Consider the following 13,143-nt stretch of genomic DNA (forward strand, 5'->3'; position numbering starts at 1 on the left):
GGGGTGCACAACCGCAGGGCCGGTGGCCGGAGCGCGCTTCCTCGTCAGTGACGACAGGGGCGGACGACAGGGGCGGGCGAGAACACCGGTCCGCGGAGCAGGTGCACCGCTCACCGTTCAGCCCGATCGCGCCCGGAGGGCGGGATGACCGTGGAGTCGATCGGTGTGATGGGTGGTGGTCGAAGGAAGCGAACGACAGCACTGGACTACTAGCGTTGGCCTCGTGGCTCCCACCAACCCGGTCAACGGCAAGGGGACGTACGAGATCCGGATCGGGCTCTGGGCGTCGCTGGAGCAGGCGCAGGCGGTGCAGGAGCGCTTGATGGCTGTCCTGTGCCCGGAGCCTGAACATGCTGGTCCCTGCGAGGTCCCGTGGTCGATCTCCCTCGCGCCTCCAGACGCGGTCGACGAGGCAGGGAGCGGCTATGAGGAGCTCGTCGTGCAGGCCAAGATTGAGGGCAGCTACTGACAGCAGTCCGCGCGGACGGCGGGATGAGTGGTAGACCCACCACGTGCACCCTTCGCCGTAGCAAAGCACTGCTACGGTGGTTGCATGAGGACGATCAGCCAGCGCGAGCTCCGCAACGACAGCGGCAAGATCCTGCGCGAGCTGCGTGACGGTGAGGAGTTCGAAGTCACCATCAACGGCGAGAGCTTCGGCATCCTGCGGATGAGCCCACCTCCGGCCAAGCCCCAGCGATTCGTCAGCGCCGACGCCCTGCGAGCCCTCTATGCCGACGCCCCCCTGAGCACCGAGCAGGCCGACGCCTGGAAGCAGGACATCAGGGATGCCTTCGACGACGAACTGGACGACCCCTACACCCGTGCGGCTCGCCGCCAGGAGCCGTGAACCTCGCCCGTGGCCGTGCTCATCGACAGCAACGTCCTGATCGACGGAATCGTCGTCGAAGGCGCCTCCATCTCCATCCTGACGATGTTCGAGTTGGCCGGCGGGATCAACAGCGCCGCTGACCCTGAGGTGCGGGCGGCGCGACAGCGGCGCTACGACGTCGCCGCAGCGGTCTTCGACCCCTTTCCCGTGTCCATCCGAGTCCTGGACGCCTACCACGACATCGACGCGGCCGTGGTGGCGATCGGCCGCAAGCCCCGGCCTCGACGTGTGGACCTGATGATCGCCGCGACCGCTCGGGCGCACGATCTTCCGCTCATCACCTCGAACCTCGACGACTACCGAGGACTGAACGCGCTGCTCGACGTGAGGAGTCCTTGACGCGCTGCTGTGGTGAGCCGTCGACGGTTGCGATGAGCCCAGGTGGCGCTACGACCGAGCGCAGCGCGGAACGCGGGATGTGCGGACGTTCATCCTCGGAAACGGGAGGTCGATCGCGCGAGTGCGCGGCTACGGTCACCCGGGTGAGTGGCGACCTCGACCTGCAGCCCGTCGATGATCGACGGCGTCCGTTCCGGCTCTACGTGGACGTCCTCGCCACGCCTGCGCAGATCGAGCGGCTGCAGACGGTGATCGGTGAGGCGTTGTGCGCAGCCCCCGACGATCACAACGGCCCCTGCCGCATCGCCTGGTCCCTCGGGCGCTTCGACAGCGACCACGCCGACGTGGACGGCTCCGGTGGCCTCACTCCCGACGATGTGGCCCACATGCGCGAGCACCTAGAACCGATCCCTGTCTGGCCCGAGGCAGAGGTCGATCGCAGCCTCGGCGTGTAGTCGTCTCGGCCCGGCCAACGCCGGCGGGGCACGTCCGCCGCCGCCCTTGATCGCGCCCGGAGGGCGGGATGAGCGTGAACGAGGCCCAGAGCCCGTCCTGGTGCGCGTAACGGAGAACGTTACGCACGCGGGCGACGTCAGCGATGACTGAGGAGCGTTGCAGCAGTCTTGTCACCATGCACAGGACCCCCGAGCCGGAGCACGACGCACTGCTGTCGTGCCTGGATGACCAGCGCACCCACCTTCTGCTTGCTCTTGACGGACTGTCCGAGGCCGATCTGCGCCGGTCCGTCCTGCCCTCGGGATGGACGCCACTGGGCCTGGTGAACCACCTGACCATCGACGTCGAGCGCTTCTGGTTCCGCGTCGTGGTCGCAGGTGAGCGGCTCGCCCTGCCCACCGACGACGCAGTCTGGCGAGTCCCCCAGGACAGGACGGCGGAAGACGTGGTCCAGTGCTACCGGGCTGAGGCCCGCCGCAGCGACGAAGTGATCCGCACCCGACTCCTCGACGCGCCTTCGGCGCGCTGGCCGCTCACGGCCTTCCCCGGGACCCCCGACCGGGACCTGCGCGCCACCGTCTTGCACGTCATCGCCGAGACCGCCGCCCACGCCGGCCACCTTGACGTGGTCCGCGAACTCCTCGACGGCCACCAACACCTCGTCATGACCGACTTCAGCGACACCGACCTCGGTGGCCGGTCCCCTCAGGAGGAGCCCTCATGAACGACCCCCTTCCCGGTACCGAGGCCCTCGGCGCCCTGACCGTGTTCGTCAGTGACGTCGATGCCGAGGCGACCTTCCACCGCGACGTCCTCGGGATGCCTCTCGCCTTCGCCGACGCGGACTCGGTGGTGCTGATGCTCGGGAGCACGGCGCTGAACCTGCTGTCGATCGAGGCGGCCGATGAGCTGGTCGCCCCCGCGGCCTCCAGCCCGGTCACCCCCCAGGTGCAGGCACTGCTGACCCTCTGGGTCGACGACGTCGATGCGGCCTGCGCCGAGCTGGCCCGCCGCGGAGTCGCACTGCTCAACGGACCCCTCGATCGTCCCTGGGGCAAGCGCACTGCCGCCTTCAGCTCTCCAGGCGGCCTGCTGTGGGAGATTGCCCAAGACCTCTGACTGAAGCTCGACCGCTCTTCGACGCGTGCAACCGCAAGGGTCCCAAGTGGCGATCCTCCGCGGGACATCCGCTGCCCTGGCTGGGCCAGTCGTGTCCTAGCTGCTGCCTGCTCCTTTGGGGCCACTTTGACGGCAGTGACACCCGCTGGTCGCGGGATGAGTAGCCCTGTGTCAAGCAGCCGCCGCGAGAACGGTCTGCAGAGCCCGGTGCTGAGCAGGGTCGTAGGCGGCGCCGTCCTGCCAACAGCGCCAGATCACGTGCAGCCAAGCCCGGGCGAGGACGCGAGTGGCGTGCGGGTGATCGTGGCCGCGGGCTCGGGCGTGGGCTCGGGCTCTGCGGTGGAGGTCAGCGGCCCAGGCGTTGGCGTGGTGGGAGTCCCCGGCGAAGTCCATCACCGCGCCTCGCAGTTCCTTGTCGACCGCCCAGCGGAAGCTGACGATCTTGACCTTGCCGGACTGCCGCGTCGAGGGTGTCGCTCCGGCGAGGCCGGTCAGCGATTCCGGGGTGGGGTAGCGGCTGCGACAGTCGCCGATTTCGGCCAGGAGCCGGGCTGCGCGGACGATGCCGGCCTGGGGCAGGGACGTGAACACCACCGCGTCGGGGTGAGCGAGCAGCTGGGTCTCGATCTGCTCTTCCAGAGCCTTGATCTGAGCCCGCAGGGTAGTCAGACCGGCGACAAGAGCAGCGGTGACGTGCGCGCGGGTCTCGGCCTGGTCCCCGACGGTTCCGCGGGTCGCGGCGGTCAGGTGGGCGTGGAGGCGTTCAGTGCGGGCGGGGTGGGGGTGGTGCTGGGTGCGCAGCCAGTTCTCCAGTCGTTTCGGAGTGAGCCAGTCGACCTTGGTCTGGGTGGGGAAGCGGGTCAGGAACGCCAACGTGATGGCGGAGTCGATGTCGCGGAACAGCTTGATCGCCCCAGGCAGGACGTGCTCCAGCTGGGCCCGTAGCTGATTGGCCATCGCGATGCGGGCCGCGACGAGGTCCTTGCGGGCGCGGACGGTCATCCGCAGCGTCACGGTGGCCGGTGAATCCAGCGTGAGCGGGTTCAGCCTGCGGCGGTCGGTGCGGACGGTGTCAGCCAGGACGTAGGCGTCGAAGTGGTCGTCCTTGTTGCCCGCCGCGCCGTAGCGCTGGCGCAGGTTCTTGACCTGGTTCGAGGCGATGACGAAGACGGTGAACCCCGCCTCGAGCAGGGTGTCGACGACGGGCCCGTCGCCGCGTTCGAGGGCGACTTCGCGGACACCGGCGCGGGTCAACAGCCGCATCATGCGGTTCAGGCCGGCGGCGGTGTGCTCGACCATCTCCCGCAGGATCTGGATGCCGTGGGCGTCGACGATGGCGACGGCGTGGTCGGTGCTGGCCCAGTCGATCCCCGCGGTCGGCGCGGGGGGATCAGTGGCTGCCTCTGTACGAGCTCGGTGGATCTGTTCGACACTCATGGTGCTCCCTTGCCGTTGCAGCAGCAGGTCAGCACCTGGTGGTCTCAGGACGTGGAAGCCGGTCGCTCACTGATCGGCGCTCTGTGGCGCGCAGCCCTGTCGCCAGTCACTCCCGTCCTGGGGCCACCGGACCGCGTCGTGCTCATCCAGGACCTCGAAGGTCAGCGTAAGTTGGGCGGTGATCCGGTGGGCCCAGGTGCACCAGCAGCCTGGTGCTGCTGACACCGCACACGGTGCCGCAGCAGACCGCTGGCAGGAGGAGTCTGCGCAGTGAGCGGTAAGTCGTTTGACGATGGGTCCGTGTCGTAGTGCTGTCGGGAGCCGTGAACCGCACCGGAGCGACGCCCGTAGCCGTGGACCATCCCGACTCCTCGTCGACGTCCTCATCGGTGCAGCTGCTGGGCCTGCCCGCCAACGCCCGCGTCCTGATCCTCGACTGCGACGACCTGGGCATGCACCCCTCGATCAACACCGCGATCCTGGCCGCGGTGCGCCAGGGGGTGGCCAGTTCGGCCAGCCTGATGGTGCCCTGCCCGGCGGCCGGCGAGGCGCTGCGGCTGCTGCGCGCTGCGCCCGAGGTGCCCTTCGGCATCCACCTGACCCTCACCCGCGACGGCCCAGCCCACCGGTGGGCACCGATCAGCGCACCGCAGCAGGTGCCGTCCCTGGTCGACGAGGAGGGCTTGTTCCGCACCAGTGCGGCCGTGCCCGAACTGCTGAGCGCGCCCGCCTCGAGGACGTCGAGCGGGAGCTGCGCGCGCAGCTCGACGTGGTCGCCCGCGCCGGACTGACCCCCACGCACCTGGACTGGCACGTGCTGGCCGACGGCGGGCGCGCCGACGTCCTGGAGCTGACGCTGGCGCTGGCTGCCGAGCACGGCATGGCCGCGAGGGTGTGGCTGGAGCCGGCGCGCAGCGCCGCGCGCCGGCGCGGGCTGCCGGTGCTCGACCACGACTTCGTCGACAGCTTCGCCCTCGACGTCGACGGCAAGGCCGAGCGGTACCTGCAGCTGCTGCGGGAGCTGCCGACGGGTCTGAGCGAGTGGGCGGTGCGCCCGGCGGTGGGACCGGAGACGGCGGCCGAGGCCGACCTGGGGTGGGCGGTGCGCCGCTCCGGCCACGACTTCCTCCTCTCGCCCCGGGCGCGCGAGGTGCTCGAGGAGGAGGGCATCGTCGTCCTGGACTACCGACCGCTGCAGGAGGCGTGGAGCGCCGCCGGCGCGGGCTTCGAGCGGTAGGCCGGTCTCTCGTCGGTGCAGGCTCCACTCCCGCCCCCTGCCCCCTGCCGACCGCCGGGCTCGAGCCTCGTCACGACCAGGCGCGCTTCGGCATGTGGGGTCGCGACGGCGGTGAGAGCGGCCGTCGGCGTCACGCGCGTCGTCGGGAGTTGCGCCCGCCCTCTCACGCGTAGCGGAGCATGAAGTCCCGCTCGGGGTCGCGACCTGCCGTGGGGTCGGGGACGGGCTGGGACTCCTGGGTCTCGACCACGTCGGCGAGGCGGGTCGGCTCGGGCAGGGCGCGGTAGCGCTGCCTGGGGTCGCGCGGGTCCTGCGCGTCGGTGCGCTCGACCGCCTGGTGTCCACTCACGATGTCCACTCCTCCGATCGAGCCGGTACGCGCTGAGCGCTCGTCCGTGCACCCTCCTCCTCGTCCGCCTCCTCGGTCCAGGGCGGTGAGCGACGCTCCCGCCCCGGATGACCGGTGCTCGCTCGTCGACGAGTCCGTGCGGTCGTCAGCGGTCTTGGACGCGCTCGGAAGGCGCCACGTGGGGACGTTCAGCTCATCACCTCCACCTCGCAGGTGATGCCCGGTGCCCGGGACAGTCGGGCATCGGCGGTGACCAGGACGACGTCGAGGGCTTCAGCCAGTGCGACGTACGCGGCGTCGTAGCTGGTGACGGTGTGCCGCAGTTCCCAGCAGCGACGCAGCAGCGCCCGATGACCGGCTCGGCGCAGGGGCAGGTCGACGAGGTCGTTCAACGCCAGGTCGGCGCGGCGGTCCGGCAGGCGACCGCCCGCTGCGGCGCGACGCAGGACCGAGGCCACCTCGAGGTCGATCACTTCAGGGGCGGTGAGGACTTCTGCGCGCAGCCGGTCGCGGGCTCGGTCGCCGTCGGGGCCGTCATCGGCCAGCGCGGGGGCCAGGACGCTGGCATCGACGACGATCACGAACGACGGTCACGGTCGTCGTGCACCGCCTCCACCGCGTCGCGGAAGGACAAGCTGCCGCCGGCTCGTCCGCCAGCCCGTTCGAGCACTTCATCGAGGGAGGGGGTGCTGGCTTCCTCGACCAGTTTGGCGAGGAGGTACTCCTGCAGGGACTGGTGTGCCAGGGCAGCACGTCGTCGCAGGACGGCGTGCGTCTCGGCGGGGACGTCCTTGATCTGAACGCTGGGCACGGCGCCATTGTGGCGCCGTGAGCGCCGGTCTGCAACGACTCGGTCATCGCCGTGACCGCGCCGCCGGCAGAGCGGTCCAGCACCGGTCGGGCTGGCCTTCGCGCTGCGGCGCCACCGAGCCACGAGGTGCTCCCGCCCAGGCGTCGCCTGCGTCGACACCAGCCGGACAACGGCGCGAGTGCTCCGTCGCGGAGCGGCCCGGGGAGTCCGTCGACCACGTCGGGGACGGCCTCGCCCCGTGCTCGGGGGAACGTCTGTTCGACCAGCGGGCGCCGTCACCCGATCGCGTCACCCGCTCGAAGGGGATCGACGCGGCGCCGGGCCGCGGTCTACGGTGGGGGCGGGTTGTACCAGCAGCCTCCGTGAGGCGCCGGGGCTCGTGCCGAGCCCGTCCTCCCCAGCACCGGGGGTGTCCCGTGACCCTTCCCCTCCACGCCGAGGTCCCGCCCGCGACCGCCGAGCGGCCTTGCGACCACGACACCGCCGACACCGCCGCGGCCCGCCTGGAGTTCCTCCTGCACGACGGTCCCGCGCCCGGCAGCGCCGTGCTGCGGGCCCGTGGCGAGCTGGAAGCGTCCACCACCGACCTCCTGCTCGGCGCGGTCGACCGCGCGGCGCGGCGCGGCCGCACCGACCTCGAGCTCGACCTGGCCGAGGTCGTCTTCTGCGACGTGTGCGGCATCGACGCCGTCCTGGCCGCCCGCCGCCGGCTGCGCGCGATCGGCGGCGAGCTGCGCCTGCGCCGGGTGCGGCCCTTCCTGCGCCACGTCCTGGGGGTGCTGAACCTCGACGAGGTCGTCGCGGGGTGAGCCGCGCGGGCGCGGCGCGGGCCCGTGCGGCAGGGTGACGCCGTGAGCGACTCCGTGCAGGACCCGGTGCCCGCCCCGCGGCGGGCCGGCGCTGGCTAGCCCCGGCTGGGACCGCTCCTGGCGCTCGCTGGCCGCCGTCTACGCCCCGGCGGCCCTCTTCAGCACCAGTCAGGGCGCCGTCCTGCCGATCCTGCCGCTGACCGCGCGGGCCGTGGGGGCCCCCGTCGCCGCGGCCGCGCTCGTCGTGGCCCTGCTGGGCGTCGGGCAGGTCGCCGGCGCGCTGCCCGCCGGGGTGCTGACCGCCCGCGCCGGCGAGCGCCGGGCCATGCTCTCCGCCGCGGCCGTCTCCGCCGCGGCCCTCGCCGGTGCCGCGGCGGCCCGCTCGGTGGCCGTGCTGGCGCTGTCCGCGCTCGCGCTGGGCGTTGCCGCGGGGGTGTGGGGCCTGGCGCGGCAGTCGTACCTGACGGCCGCCGCACCGGTGCACCTGCGCGCCCGGGCCCTGTCCACCCTCGGCGGGGTGGGGCGCATCGGCCTGTTCGCCGGTCCGTTCGCCGGGGCCGCCGGCACCGCCCTGCTCGGCCGCGCCGGCGCCTACGCGGTCGCGGGTCTGGTGGTGCTCGCCGCGGCCGTCGTCGTGCTCGCCCTGCCCGACCCCGCCCCGCCCGGGCTCCCGGCCGGCGCGCCGCCCGCGGTCCGGGGCGGTGTCCTCGCCGTGCTGCGCGAGCAGGCCCGGGTGCTGTCGACGCTGGGTGCGGCGGCGCTGGCGGTGCAGGCCGTGCGGCAGTCCCGGCAGACGGTCCTGCCGCTGTGGTGCGAGCAGACCGGGCTGGACGCCACCGCCACCAGCCTCGTGGTCGGCCTGTCCGGGGCGGTGGACACGGCGCTGTTCTACCCGGCCGGTGCGGTGATGGACCGCTTCGGCCGCCGGGTCGTGGGGGTGCCCTCGATGCTGGTGCTGGGCGGTGCCCACGCGCTGCTGCCGCTGGCGCACACGGGTGCGGGCGTGGCCCTGGTGGGCGCGCTCATGGGGCTGGGCAACGGGATGGGGGCCGGGCTGGTGATGACGCTGGGCGCCGACGCCGCCCCGCCGGGGCAACGGGCGCGGTTCCTCGGCGCCTGGCGGCTGGTCACCGACACCGGTGTGGCCGCCGGGCCCGTGCTGGTGGGTGCGGCGGCGGGGGCGGCCACCCTGGCCGTGGCCAGCGGCGGGGTCGCGGTGCTGGCGGTCGCGGCGGCGGCGGGGCTGGCGGCGTGGGTGCCGCGGGGGCGGCCGCGGTGAGGTCCGCGGCCGCCCCGCCTCACCAGCGGGCGGTGTTCGGGCTGAACGACGGGTCGACGGTGCGCATGTAGCCGGTGTCGTCGCGGTCGCGCAGGCCGCAGCGCAGGTACTGCTCGTGCAGGCGGGCCAGCGCGTCGCGGTCCAGCTCCACCCCGAGGCCGGGGGTGGTGGGGACCCGCACGGAACCGTCCGCGAAACCCAGCGCCCCGGGCACCACGACGTCGTCCGCGGCCAGCTTCCACGGCCAGTGCGTGTCGCAGGCGTAGTCCAGGTTCGGCGTGGCGGCGGCCAGGTGGGTCATCGCCGCCAGGCTGATGCCCAGGTGGGAGTTGGAGTGCATGGACAGGCCCATGCCGAACACCTCGCAGATGCGCGCCAGGTCCTGCGAACGGCGCAGCCCGCCCCAGAAGTGGTGGTCGGACAGCACCACCTGTACGGCGTCGGCGCGCACCGCGGGGGCCAGGTGCTCGAACGCGACGACGCACATGTTCGTCGCCAGCGGCACGTCGGTGCGCCGGTGCACCGCGGCCATGCCCTCGATGCTCGGCGTGGGGTCCTCCAGGTACTCCACGACGCCCTCGAGGGCTTCGGCCACGCGCACGGAGGTGTCCACGGTCCACGCCCCGTTCGGGTCCAGCCGCAGCGGCAGGTCCGGGAACTCCGCCCGCAGCGCGCGGACCGCCTCGACCTCCTGCTCCGGCGGGAAGACCCCGCCCTTGAGCTTGACGGCGGTGAACCCGAAGTCGTCGACCATGCGACGTGCCTGGCGCACCAGGCCCTCGGGGTCCAGCGCCGCGCCCCAGTCGTCGCCGCCGCCGTCGCCGCGCGTCCCCGGGTGCGCCTCCCACTTGTAGAACAGGTAGGCGCTGTAGGGGACGGCCTCGCGGACCGCGCCGCCGAGCAGGTCGCTGACGGGGCGGCCCAGCAGCCGGCCCTGGACGTCCAGCGCGGCGACCTCGAACGGTGACAGGACGCGGTTCAGGGTGCTGGAGGTGGTGACCTGCCCGCCCATGCCGTGCCCGCCGGTGGTGGTGTCGCGCGCCAGGGTGGCGGCCACGCGCCCGGCCAGCCCGTTGAGGTCGAACACGTCGGCGCCGACCAGGCCGGCGGCCGCGGCACGCACCCGCGCCAGGTGGGCGGCGTCGCCGTACGTCTCGCCCAGGCCGGTGCCGTCCTCGGTGTGCACCTCCACGACCGTGCGCAGCGCGAACGGCTCGTGGACCCCCACGTTGTTCAGCAGCGGCAGGTCGCGGAACGCGACGGGGGTGACGTCGACGCGGGTGATGCGGTTCGCCGGGCGCCCGCCGGGGGCGGCGGAGGGGGCGGTCAGGGGTTCGGTGGCGGTCATGGCGTCCTTCGGCATCGGCGGCGTCGGCGGCAGGCGCGGGAACGGCCCGCGGTGAGCCTGCCACACCCGACCCAGCGAGTCCACGGACGTGGACGTGAACCACCGACGTGGAGCCCTCAGCGGATCCCGGCTGCCCTCAGCTCCCGCGCCAGCTCCGCGGCCCGGCGCACCAGCACCGCGGCCACCCGTTCGACCTCCTCGTCGCTCGCCAGGTGCGCCGGCATGCTGCAGCTGATCGCGTCGGTCGCCGGGATGCGGTACTCCAGGCGGACACCCACGCACACCGTGTCCACCACGTTCTGCCCGCGCTCCAGCGCCCAGCCGCGCTCGCGGGCCGCGGACAGCTCCACCTGCAGCTCCTCGCGGGTGCGCACGGTCCGCTCGGTCAGCGCCGGCAGGTCCGGCCCCGGCAGCAGCTCGTCCAGCTCCGCGTCCGTGCGCTCCGACAGCAGCGCCTTGCCCAGCGCGGTGGCGTGCGCGGGCAGGTAGCGCCCCACCCGCGAGTGCGCGCGGTGCGCGTCCGAGGCTTCGCGCGTCGCCAGGTACACCACGTTGCCGCGGTCCAGGCGCGCCACGTGCGTGGTGCAGCCGGTCTCGTCGCGCACCGCCTCGATGCACGCGGTCGCCGGTGCCAGCGCCGGGTCGCGGTCCAGGTAGGCGGTGCCCGTCAGCAGCGCCTGCGCGCCGATGCCGTACCCGCCGCCCGGCGTGGGCGGCTCGATCCAGTGCAGGTCCACGAGGGTGCGCAGCAGCGCGTGCAGGCTCGAGCGGGGGTACCCGGTGCGCTCCTGCAGCTGCGCCACCGTGAACGTGTACGGCGGCCTCGCCAGCTCCTGCAGGATGCGGACCGTCCGCTCGGCGGACTTCACCGGCCCTCGGCCGGCGGCCTCCTCCTCGGCGGCGCCGCCCGCGGCAGGGGCCGCGCCGTCCGCGTCGTCGCGCCGGGTGCGCGCCATGGACCACCTCCTGATCTGCGCCCGGAGTGTAGGTCCCGGCGCCCGCCGGGGGTCCGCCCCGGGCCCGCCTCAGCGCTCGGCGCGCAGCGCCGCGACGAGCTCCGGCAGCACGGTGGCCGCCTCCTCGTGCGGCACCTGGCAGGTGCCGGCCGCCACGTGACCGCCGCCGCCGTGCGCCAGGCACACCGCGCCGACGTCCGCCGGGGAAGTGCGGTCCACGATGGACTTGCCGATCGCGAACACGGTGTTCAGCTTCTCCCGGCCCCACATGACGTGGATCGACACGCGCGCGGCCGGGAACAGCGCGTACACCAGGAAGCGGTTGCCCGCGTGGATGACCTCCTCCTCGCGCAGGTCCAGCACCGCCACGTCGCCGTGCACCGTGGTGACCCGCTCCAGCTGCGCGCGGAACGGCTCCGCCTGCGAGCGGTACAGCTCCACGCGCTCGGCGACGTCCGGCAGCGCGAGGATCTCGTCGACGTCCTGGTACGTCGTGCAGTGCTCGATGAGCTGCATCATCAGCTGGTAGTTCGAGATGCGGAAGTCGCGGAAGCGGCCCAGGCCGGTGCGGCTGTCCATGAGGAAGTTCAGCAACGTCCAGCCCGACGGGTCCAGGACCTCGGAGACCTCGTAGGCGGCGGAGTCCGCCTGGTCCACCGCGCGCATCAGCTCGTCGGAGATCCTCGGGAAGCGCTCGGCGCCACCGAAGAAGTCGAACACGACGCGCGCCGCGGAGGGGGCGTCGGCGTCGATGACGTGGTTGGCCGCCCCACCGCCGCGCAGCGTCTCGGAGTGGTGGTGGTCGAAGACGACGTGGGCTCGCGCGTCGAACGGCAGGTTCGTCAGGACGTCCCGACCCGTGATCTCCACGGTGCCGTCCTGCACGTCCTTGGGGTGCACGAACGTGATCTCGTCGACCAGGTCCAGCTGACGCAGCAGCACCGCGCACACGAGCCCGTCGAAGTCGCTGCGGGTCACCAGGCGGTAGGGGCCGCCGGTCAGGAGGGCGTCCGGGGAGGTCACGGCGTTGCCATCGGCACGCCGGCCCCGTCCCTTGAGGGCCCGCGGCCCCTCAGGCCGCCCGGTCCTGCTCCCCCTCGTCCAGCTCCTGCAGGGAGTGCTGCAGCATCTCCGCCAGGCGCCACGCCTCGGGCCTGCTCAGGTGCAGCCCCATCTCGCGGTGGGTCCCCAGACCGGAGTAGATCGCCACGCCGGACAGGTCCGGCTCGGACCCGTCGTCGTCGATGACGCTGAGGCAGATCCAGGGCTTCATGCCGGGGCGGAAGTGCACCAGCCTCATCGCCGGCACGTCGCGCTCCCCGACGAGGTAGGGGACGAGCATCCGCACGTAGTCGAGGTCGTAGACCTCGGTGCGCCCCTCGGCGCACAGGATGACGTCGTCGCCCTCGATGGTCACGGACTCGGCGGCAGTCGCCCATAGCTGCACCTGGCTCATTCCAGCGCATGCTCACCGGACGTGCACGCCGAGCGGCGCGCGGGCGGCCGGACGGTCCATGCTCGTACCGTCCGGTGCACGCACAGCAGAGGAGACGCTCCCGTGGCTCGTCCGCCCCTCCCCCCGTTCACCCGTGAATCCGCGATCCAGAAGGTCCGTGCGGCGGAGGACGCGTGGAACACGCGTGATCCCGAGCGGGTCTCGCAGGCGTACACCGAGGACAGCCGGTGGCGCAACCGGTCGACCTTCGTGACCGGCCGGGAGGAGATCGTGGGGTTCCTGACCGCGAAGTGGCGGCAGGAGCAGGAGTACCGCTTGATCAAGGAGCTGTGGGCCTTCGACGGTGCGCGCATCGCGGTGCGGTTCGCCTACGAGTGGCGGGACGCGGGAGGCCGGTGGTTCCGGTCCCACGGGAACGAGAACTGGCTGTTCGACGACGACGGGCTCATGGCCGAGCGTCACGCGAGCATCAACGACATCGCGATCGAGGAGTCCGAGCGGCTGTTCCTCTGGGACCGCGCCGCGCCCCGCCCCGCCGACCACGCGGGCCTCAGCACGCTGGGGCTCTGAGCGCGCCGGGGTTCCGAGCGGCGCGCAGCGTCGTCGGAGCCGGCCCGGCGGTCACCCCCCGGGGGACGGCCCCGAGCAGGACGCC

The 13,143-nt window shown here is 72.9% G+C and carries 19 protein-coding genes; 11 read left to right on the plus strand and 8 right to left on the minus strand.

Features of this window, described 5'->3' with window-relative positions; genetic code table 11:
- Positions 1-223: 223 nt before the first annotated feature.
- From ACRYR8_RS16145 to ACRYR8_RS16170, 6 genes are all read left to right on the plus strand, one after another.
- Positions 224-469, plus strand: a complete 246-nt coding sequence (locus tag ACRYR8_RS16145) for an SPOR domain-containing protein (protein WP_432485491.1) — start codon at positions 224-226, stop codon at positions 467-469.
- Between the two features lie 84 nt (positions 470-553).
- Positions 554-850: a type II toxin-antitoxin system Phd/YefM family antitoxin gene (locus ACRYR8_RS16150; protein ID WP_432485493.1), complete on the plus strand. Its 297-nt coding sequence runs from the start codon at positions 554-556 to the stop codon at positions 848-850.
- 9 nt (positions 851-859) lie between these two features.
- Positions 860-1,231: a PIN domain-containing protein gene (locus tag ACRYR8_RS16155; protein WP_432485494.1), complete on the plus strand. Its 372-nt coding sequence runs from the start codon at positions 860-862 to the stop codon at positions 1,229-1,231.
- A gap of 143 nt (positions 1,232-1,374) precedes the next feature.
- On the plus strand, positions 1,375-1,686 hold the full coding sequence (locus ACRYR8_RS16160; RefSeq protein ID WP_432485495.1) for a hypothetical protein: 312 nt from the start codon (positions 1,375-1,377) through the stop codon (positions 1,684-1,686).
- A gap of 176 nt (positions 1,687-1,862) precedes the next feature.
- Entirely contained in the window at positions 1,863-2,411 is a 549-nt protein-coding gene (locus ACRYR8_RS16165) for a DinB family protein (RefSeq protein ID WP_432485496.1), read from the plus strand.
- Positions 2,408-2,806, plus strand: coding sequence for a VOC family protein (locus ACRYR8_RS16170; RefSeq protein WP_432485497.1), 399 nt, complete (start codon positions 2,408-2,410; stop codon positions 2,804-2,806). The genes ACRYR8_RS16165 and ACRYR8_RS16170 overlap by 4 nt, the downstream gene beginning before the upstream one ends.
- A 171-nt stretch (positions 2,807-2,977) precedes the next feature.
- Here the strand turns inward: ACRYR8_RS16170 and ACRYR8_RS16175 are convergent, their stop codons facing one another.
- Positions 2,978-4,243, minus strand: a complete 1,266-nt coding sequence (locus ACRYR8_RS16175) for an IS110 family RNA-guided transposase (RefSeq protein ID WP_432485499.1) — start codon at positions 4,241-4,243, stop codon at positions 2,978-2,980.
- A gap of 353 nt (positions 4,244-4,596) precedes the next feature.
- On the opposite strand from ACRYR8_RS16175, the gene ACRYR8_RS16180 reads away from it, so the two are divergent.
- Both ACRYR8_RS16180 and ACRYR8_RS16185 read left to right on the plus strand, forming a co-directional pair.
- Entirely contained in the window at positions 4,597-5,034 is a 438-nt protein-coding gene (locus ACRYR8_RS16180) for a ChbG/HpnK family deacetylase (protein ID WP_432485500.1), read from the plus strand.
- Entirely contained in the window at positions 5,013-5,480 is a 468-nt protein-coding gene (locus tag ACRYR8_RS16185; RefSeq protein ID WP_432485501.1) for a ChbG/HpnK family deacetylase, read from the plus strand. The genes ACRYR8_RS16180 and ACRYR8_RS16185 overlap by 22 nt, the downstream gene beginning before the upstream one ends.
- A gap of 163 nt (positions 5,481-5,643) precedes the next feature.
- Here the strand turns inward: ACRYR8_RS16185 and ACRYR8_RS16190 are convergent, their stop codons facing one another.
- The 3 genes from ACRYR8_RS16190 to ACRYR8_RS16200 form a co-directional block, all read right to left on the minus strand.
- Positions 5,644-5,829, minus strand: coding sequence for a heme biosynthesis protein HemY (locus tag ACRYR8_RS16190; protein ID WP_432485502.1), 186 nt, complete (start codon positions 5,827-5,829; stop codon positions 5,644-5,646).
- Positions 5,830-6,017: 188 nt separating this feature from the next.
- Positions 6,018-6,410, minus strand: a complete 393-nt coding sequence (locus ACRYR8_RS16195) for a type II toxin-antitoxin system VapC family toxin (protein WP_432485503.1) — start codon at positions 6,408-6,410, stop codon at positions 6,018-6,020.
- Positions 6,407-6,640 carry a FitA-like ribbon-helix-helix domain-containing protein gene (locus ACRYR8_RS16200; protein WP_432485504.1) on the minus strand — a complete coding sequence of 78 codons (234 nt, stop codon included), beginning with the start codon at positions 6,638-6,640 and terminating at the stop codon, positions 6,407-6,409. The genes ACRYR8_RS16195 and ACRYR8_RS16200 overlap by 4 nt, the downstream gene beginning before the upstream one ends.
- 416 nt (positions 6,641-7,056) lie before the next feature.
- Between ACRYR8_RS16200 and ACRYR8_RS16205 the strand changes: the two genes are divergently transcribed.
- A complete protein-coding gene (locus tag ACRYR8_RS16205; RefSeq protein ID WP_432485505.1) occupies positions 7,057-7,449 on the plus strand; it encodes an STAS domain-containing protein in 393 nt (130 codons plus the stop codon).
- Positions 7,450-7,576: 127 nt separating this feature from the next.
- Positions 7,577-8,728 carry an MFS transporter gene (locus ACRYR8_RS16210; RefSeq protein ID WP_432485715.1) on the plus strand — a complete coding sequence of 384 codons (1,152 nt, stop codon included), beginning with the start codon at positions 7,577-7,579 and terminating at the stop codon, positions 8,726-8,728.
- A 19-nt stretch (positions 8,729-8,747) separates the two neighbouring features.
- Here the strand turns inward: ACRYR8_RS16210 and ACRYR8_RS16215 are convergent, their stop codons facing one another.
- From ACRYR8_RS16215 to ACRYR8_RS16230, 4 genes are all read right to left on the minus strand, one after another.
- Positions 8,748-10,076 (minus strand): glucarate dehydratase family protein, encoded by a 1,329-nt coding sequence (locus ACRYR8_RS16215; RefSeq protein ID WP_432485529.1) that lies wholly within the window; start codon positions 10,074-10,076, stop codon positions 8,748-8,750.
- A gap of 116 nt (positions 10,077-10,192) precedes the next feature.
- Positions 10,193-11,032, minus strand: coding sequence for an IclR family transcriptional regulator (locus ACRYR8_RS16220; protein WP_432485506.1), 840 nt, complete (start codon positions 11,030-11,032; stop codon positions 10,193-10,195).
- Between the two features lie 69 nt (positions 11,033-11,101).
- On the minus strand, positions 11,102-12,055 hold the full coding sequence (locus tag ACRYR8_RS16225) for an exopolyphosphatase (RefSeq protein ID WP_432485507.1): 954 nt from the start codon (positions 12,053-12,055) through the stop codon (positions 11,102-11,104).
- Between the two features lie 49 nt (positions 12,056-12,104).
- Complete coding sequence (locus tag ACRYR8_RS16230; protein ID WP_432485508.1) at positions 12,105-12,488, minus strand: hypothetical protein; 384 nt, start codon at positions 12,486-12,488, stop codon at positions 12,105-12,107.
- Positions 12,489-12,590: 102 nt separating this feature from the next.
- Here ACRYR8_RS16230 and ACRYR8_RS16235 point away from each other — a divergent pair, with 102 nt between their 5' ends.
- Positions 12,591-13,058 (plus strand): nuclear transport factor 2 family protein, encoded by a 468-nt coding sequence (locus tag ACRYR8_RS16235; RefSeq protein WP_432485509.1) that lies wholly within the window; start codon positions 12,591-12,593, stop codon positions 13,056-13,058.
- Positions 13,059-13,143 lie beyond the last annotated feature (85 nt).

The sequence above is a fragment of the Kineococcus esterisolvens genome (assembly GCF_050871405.1).
In the GTDB taxonomy this organism is placed as follows: Bacteria; Actinomycetota; Actinomycetes; order Actinomycetales; family Kineococcaceae; genus Kineococcus.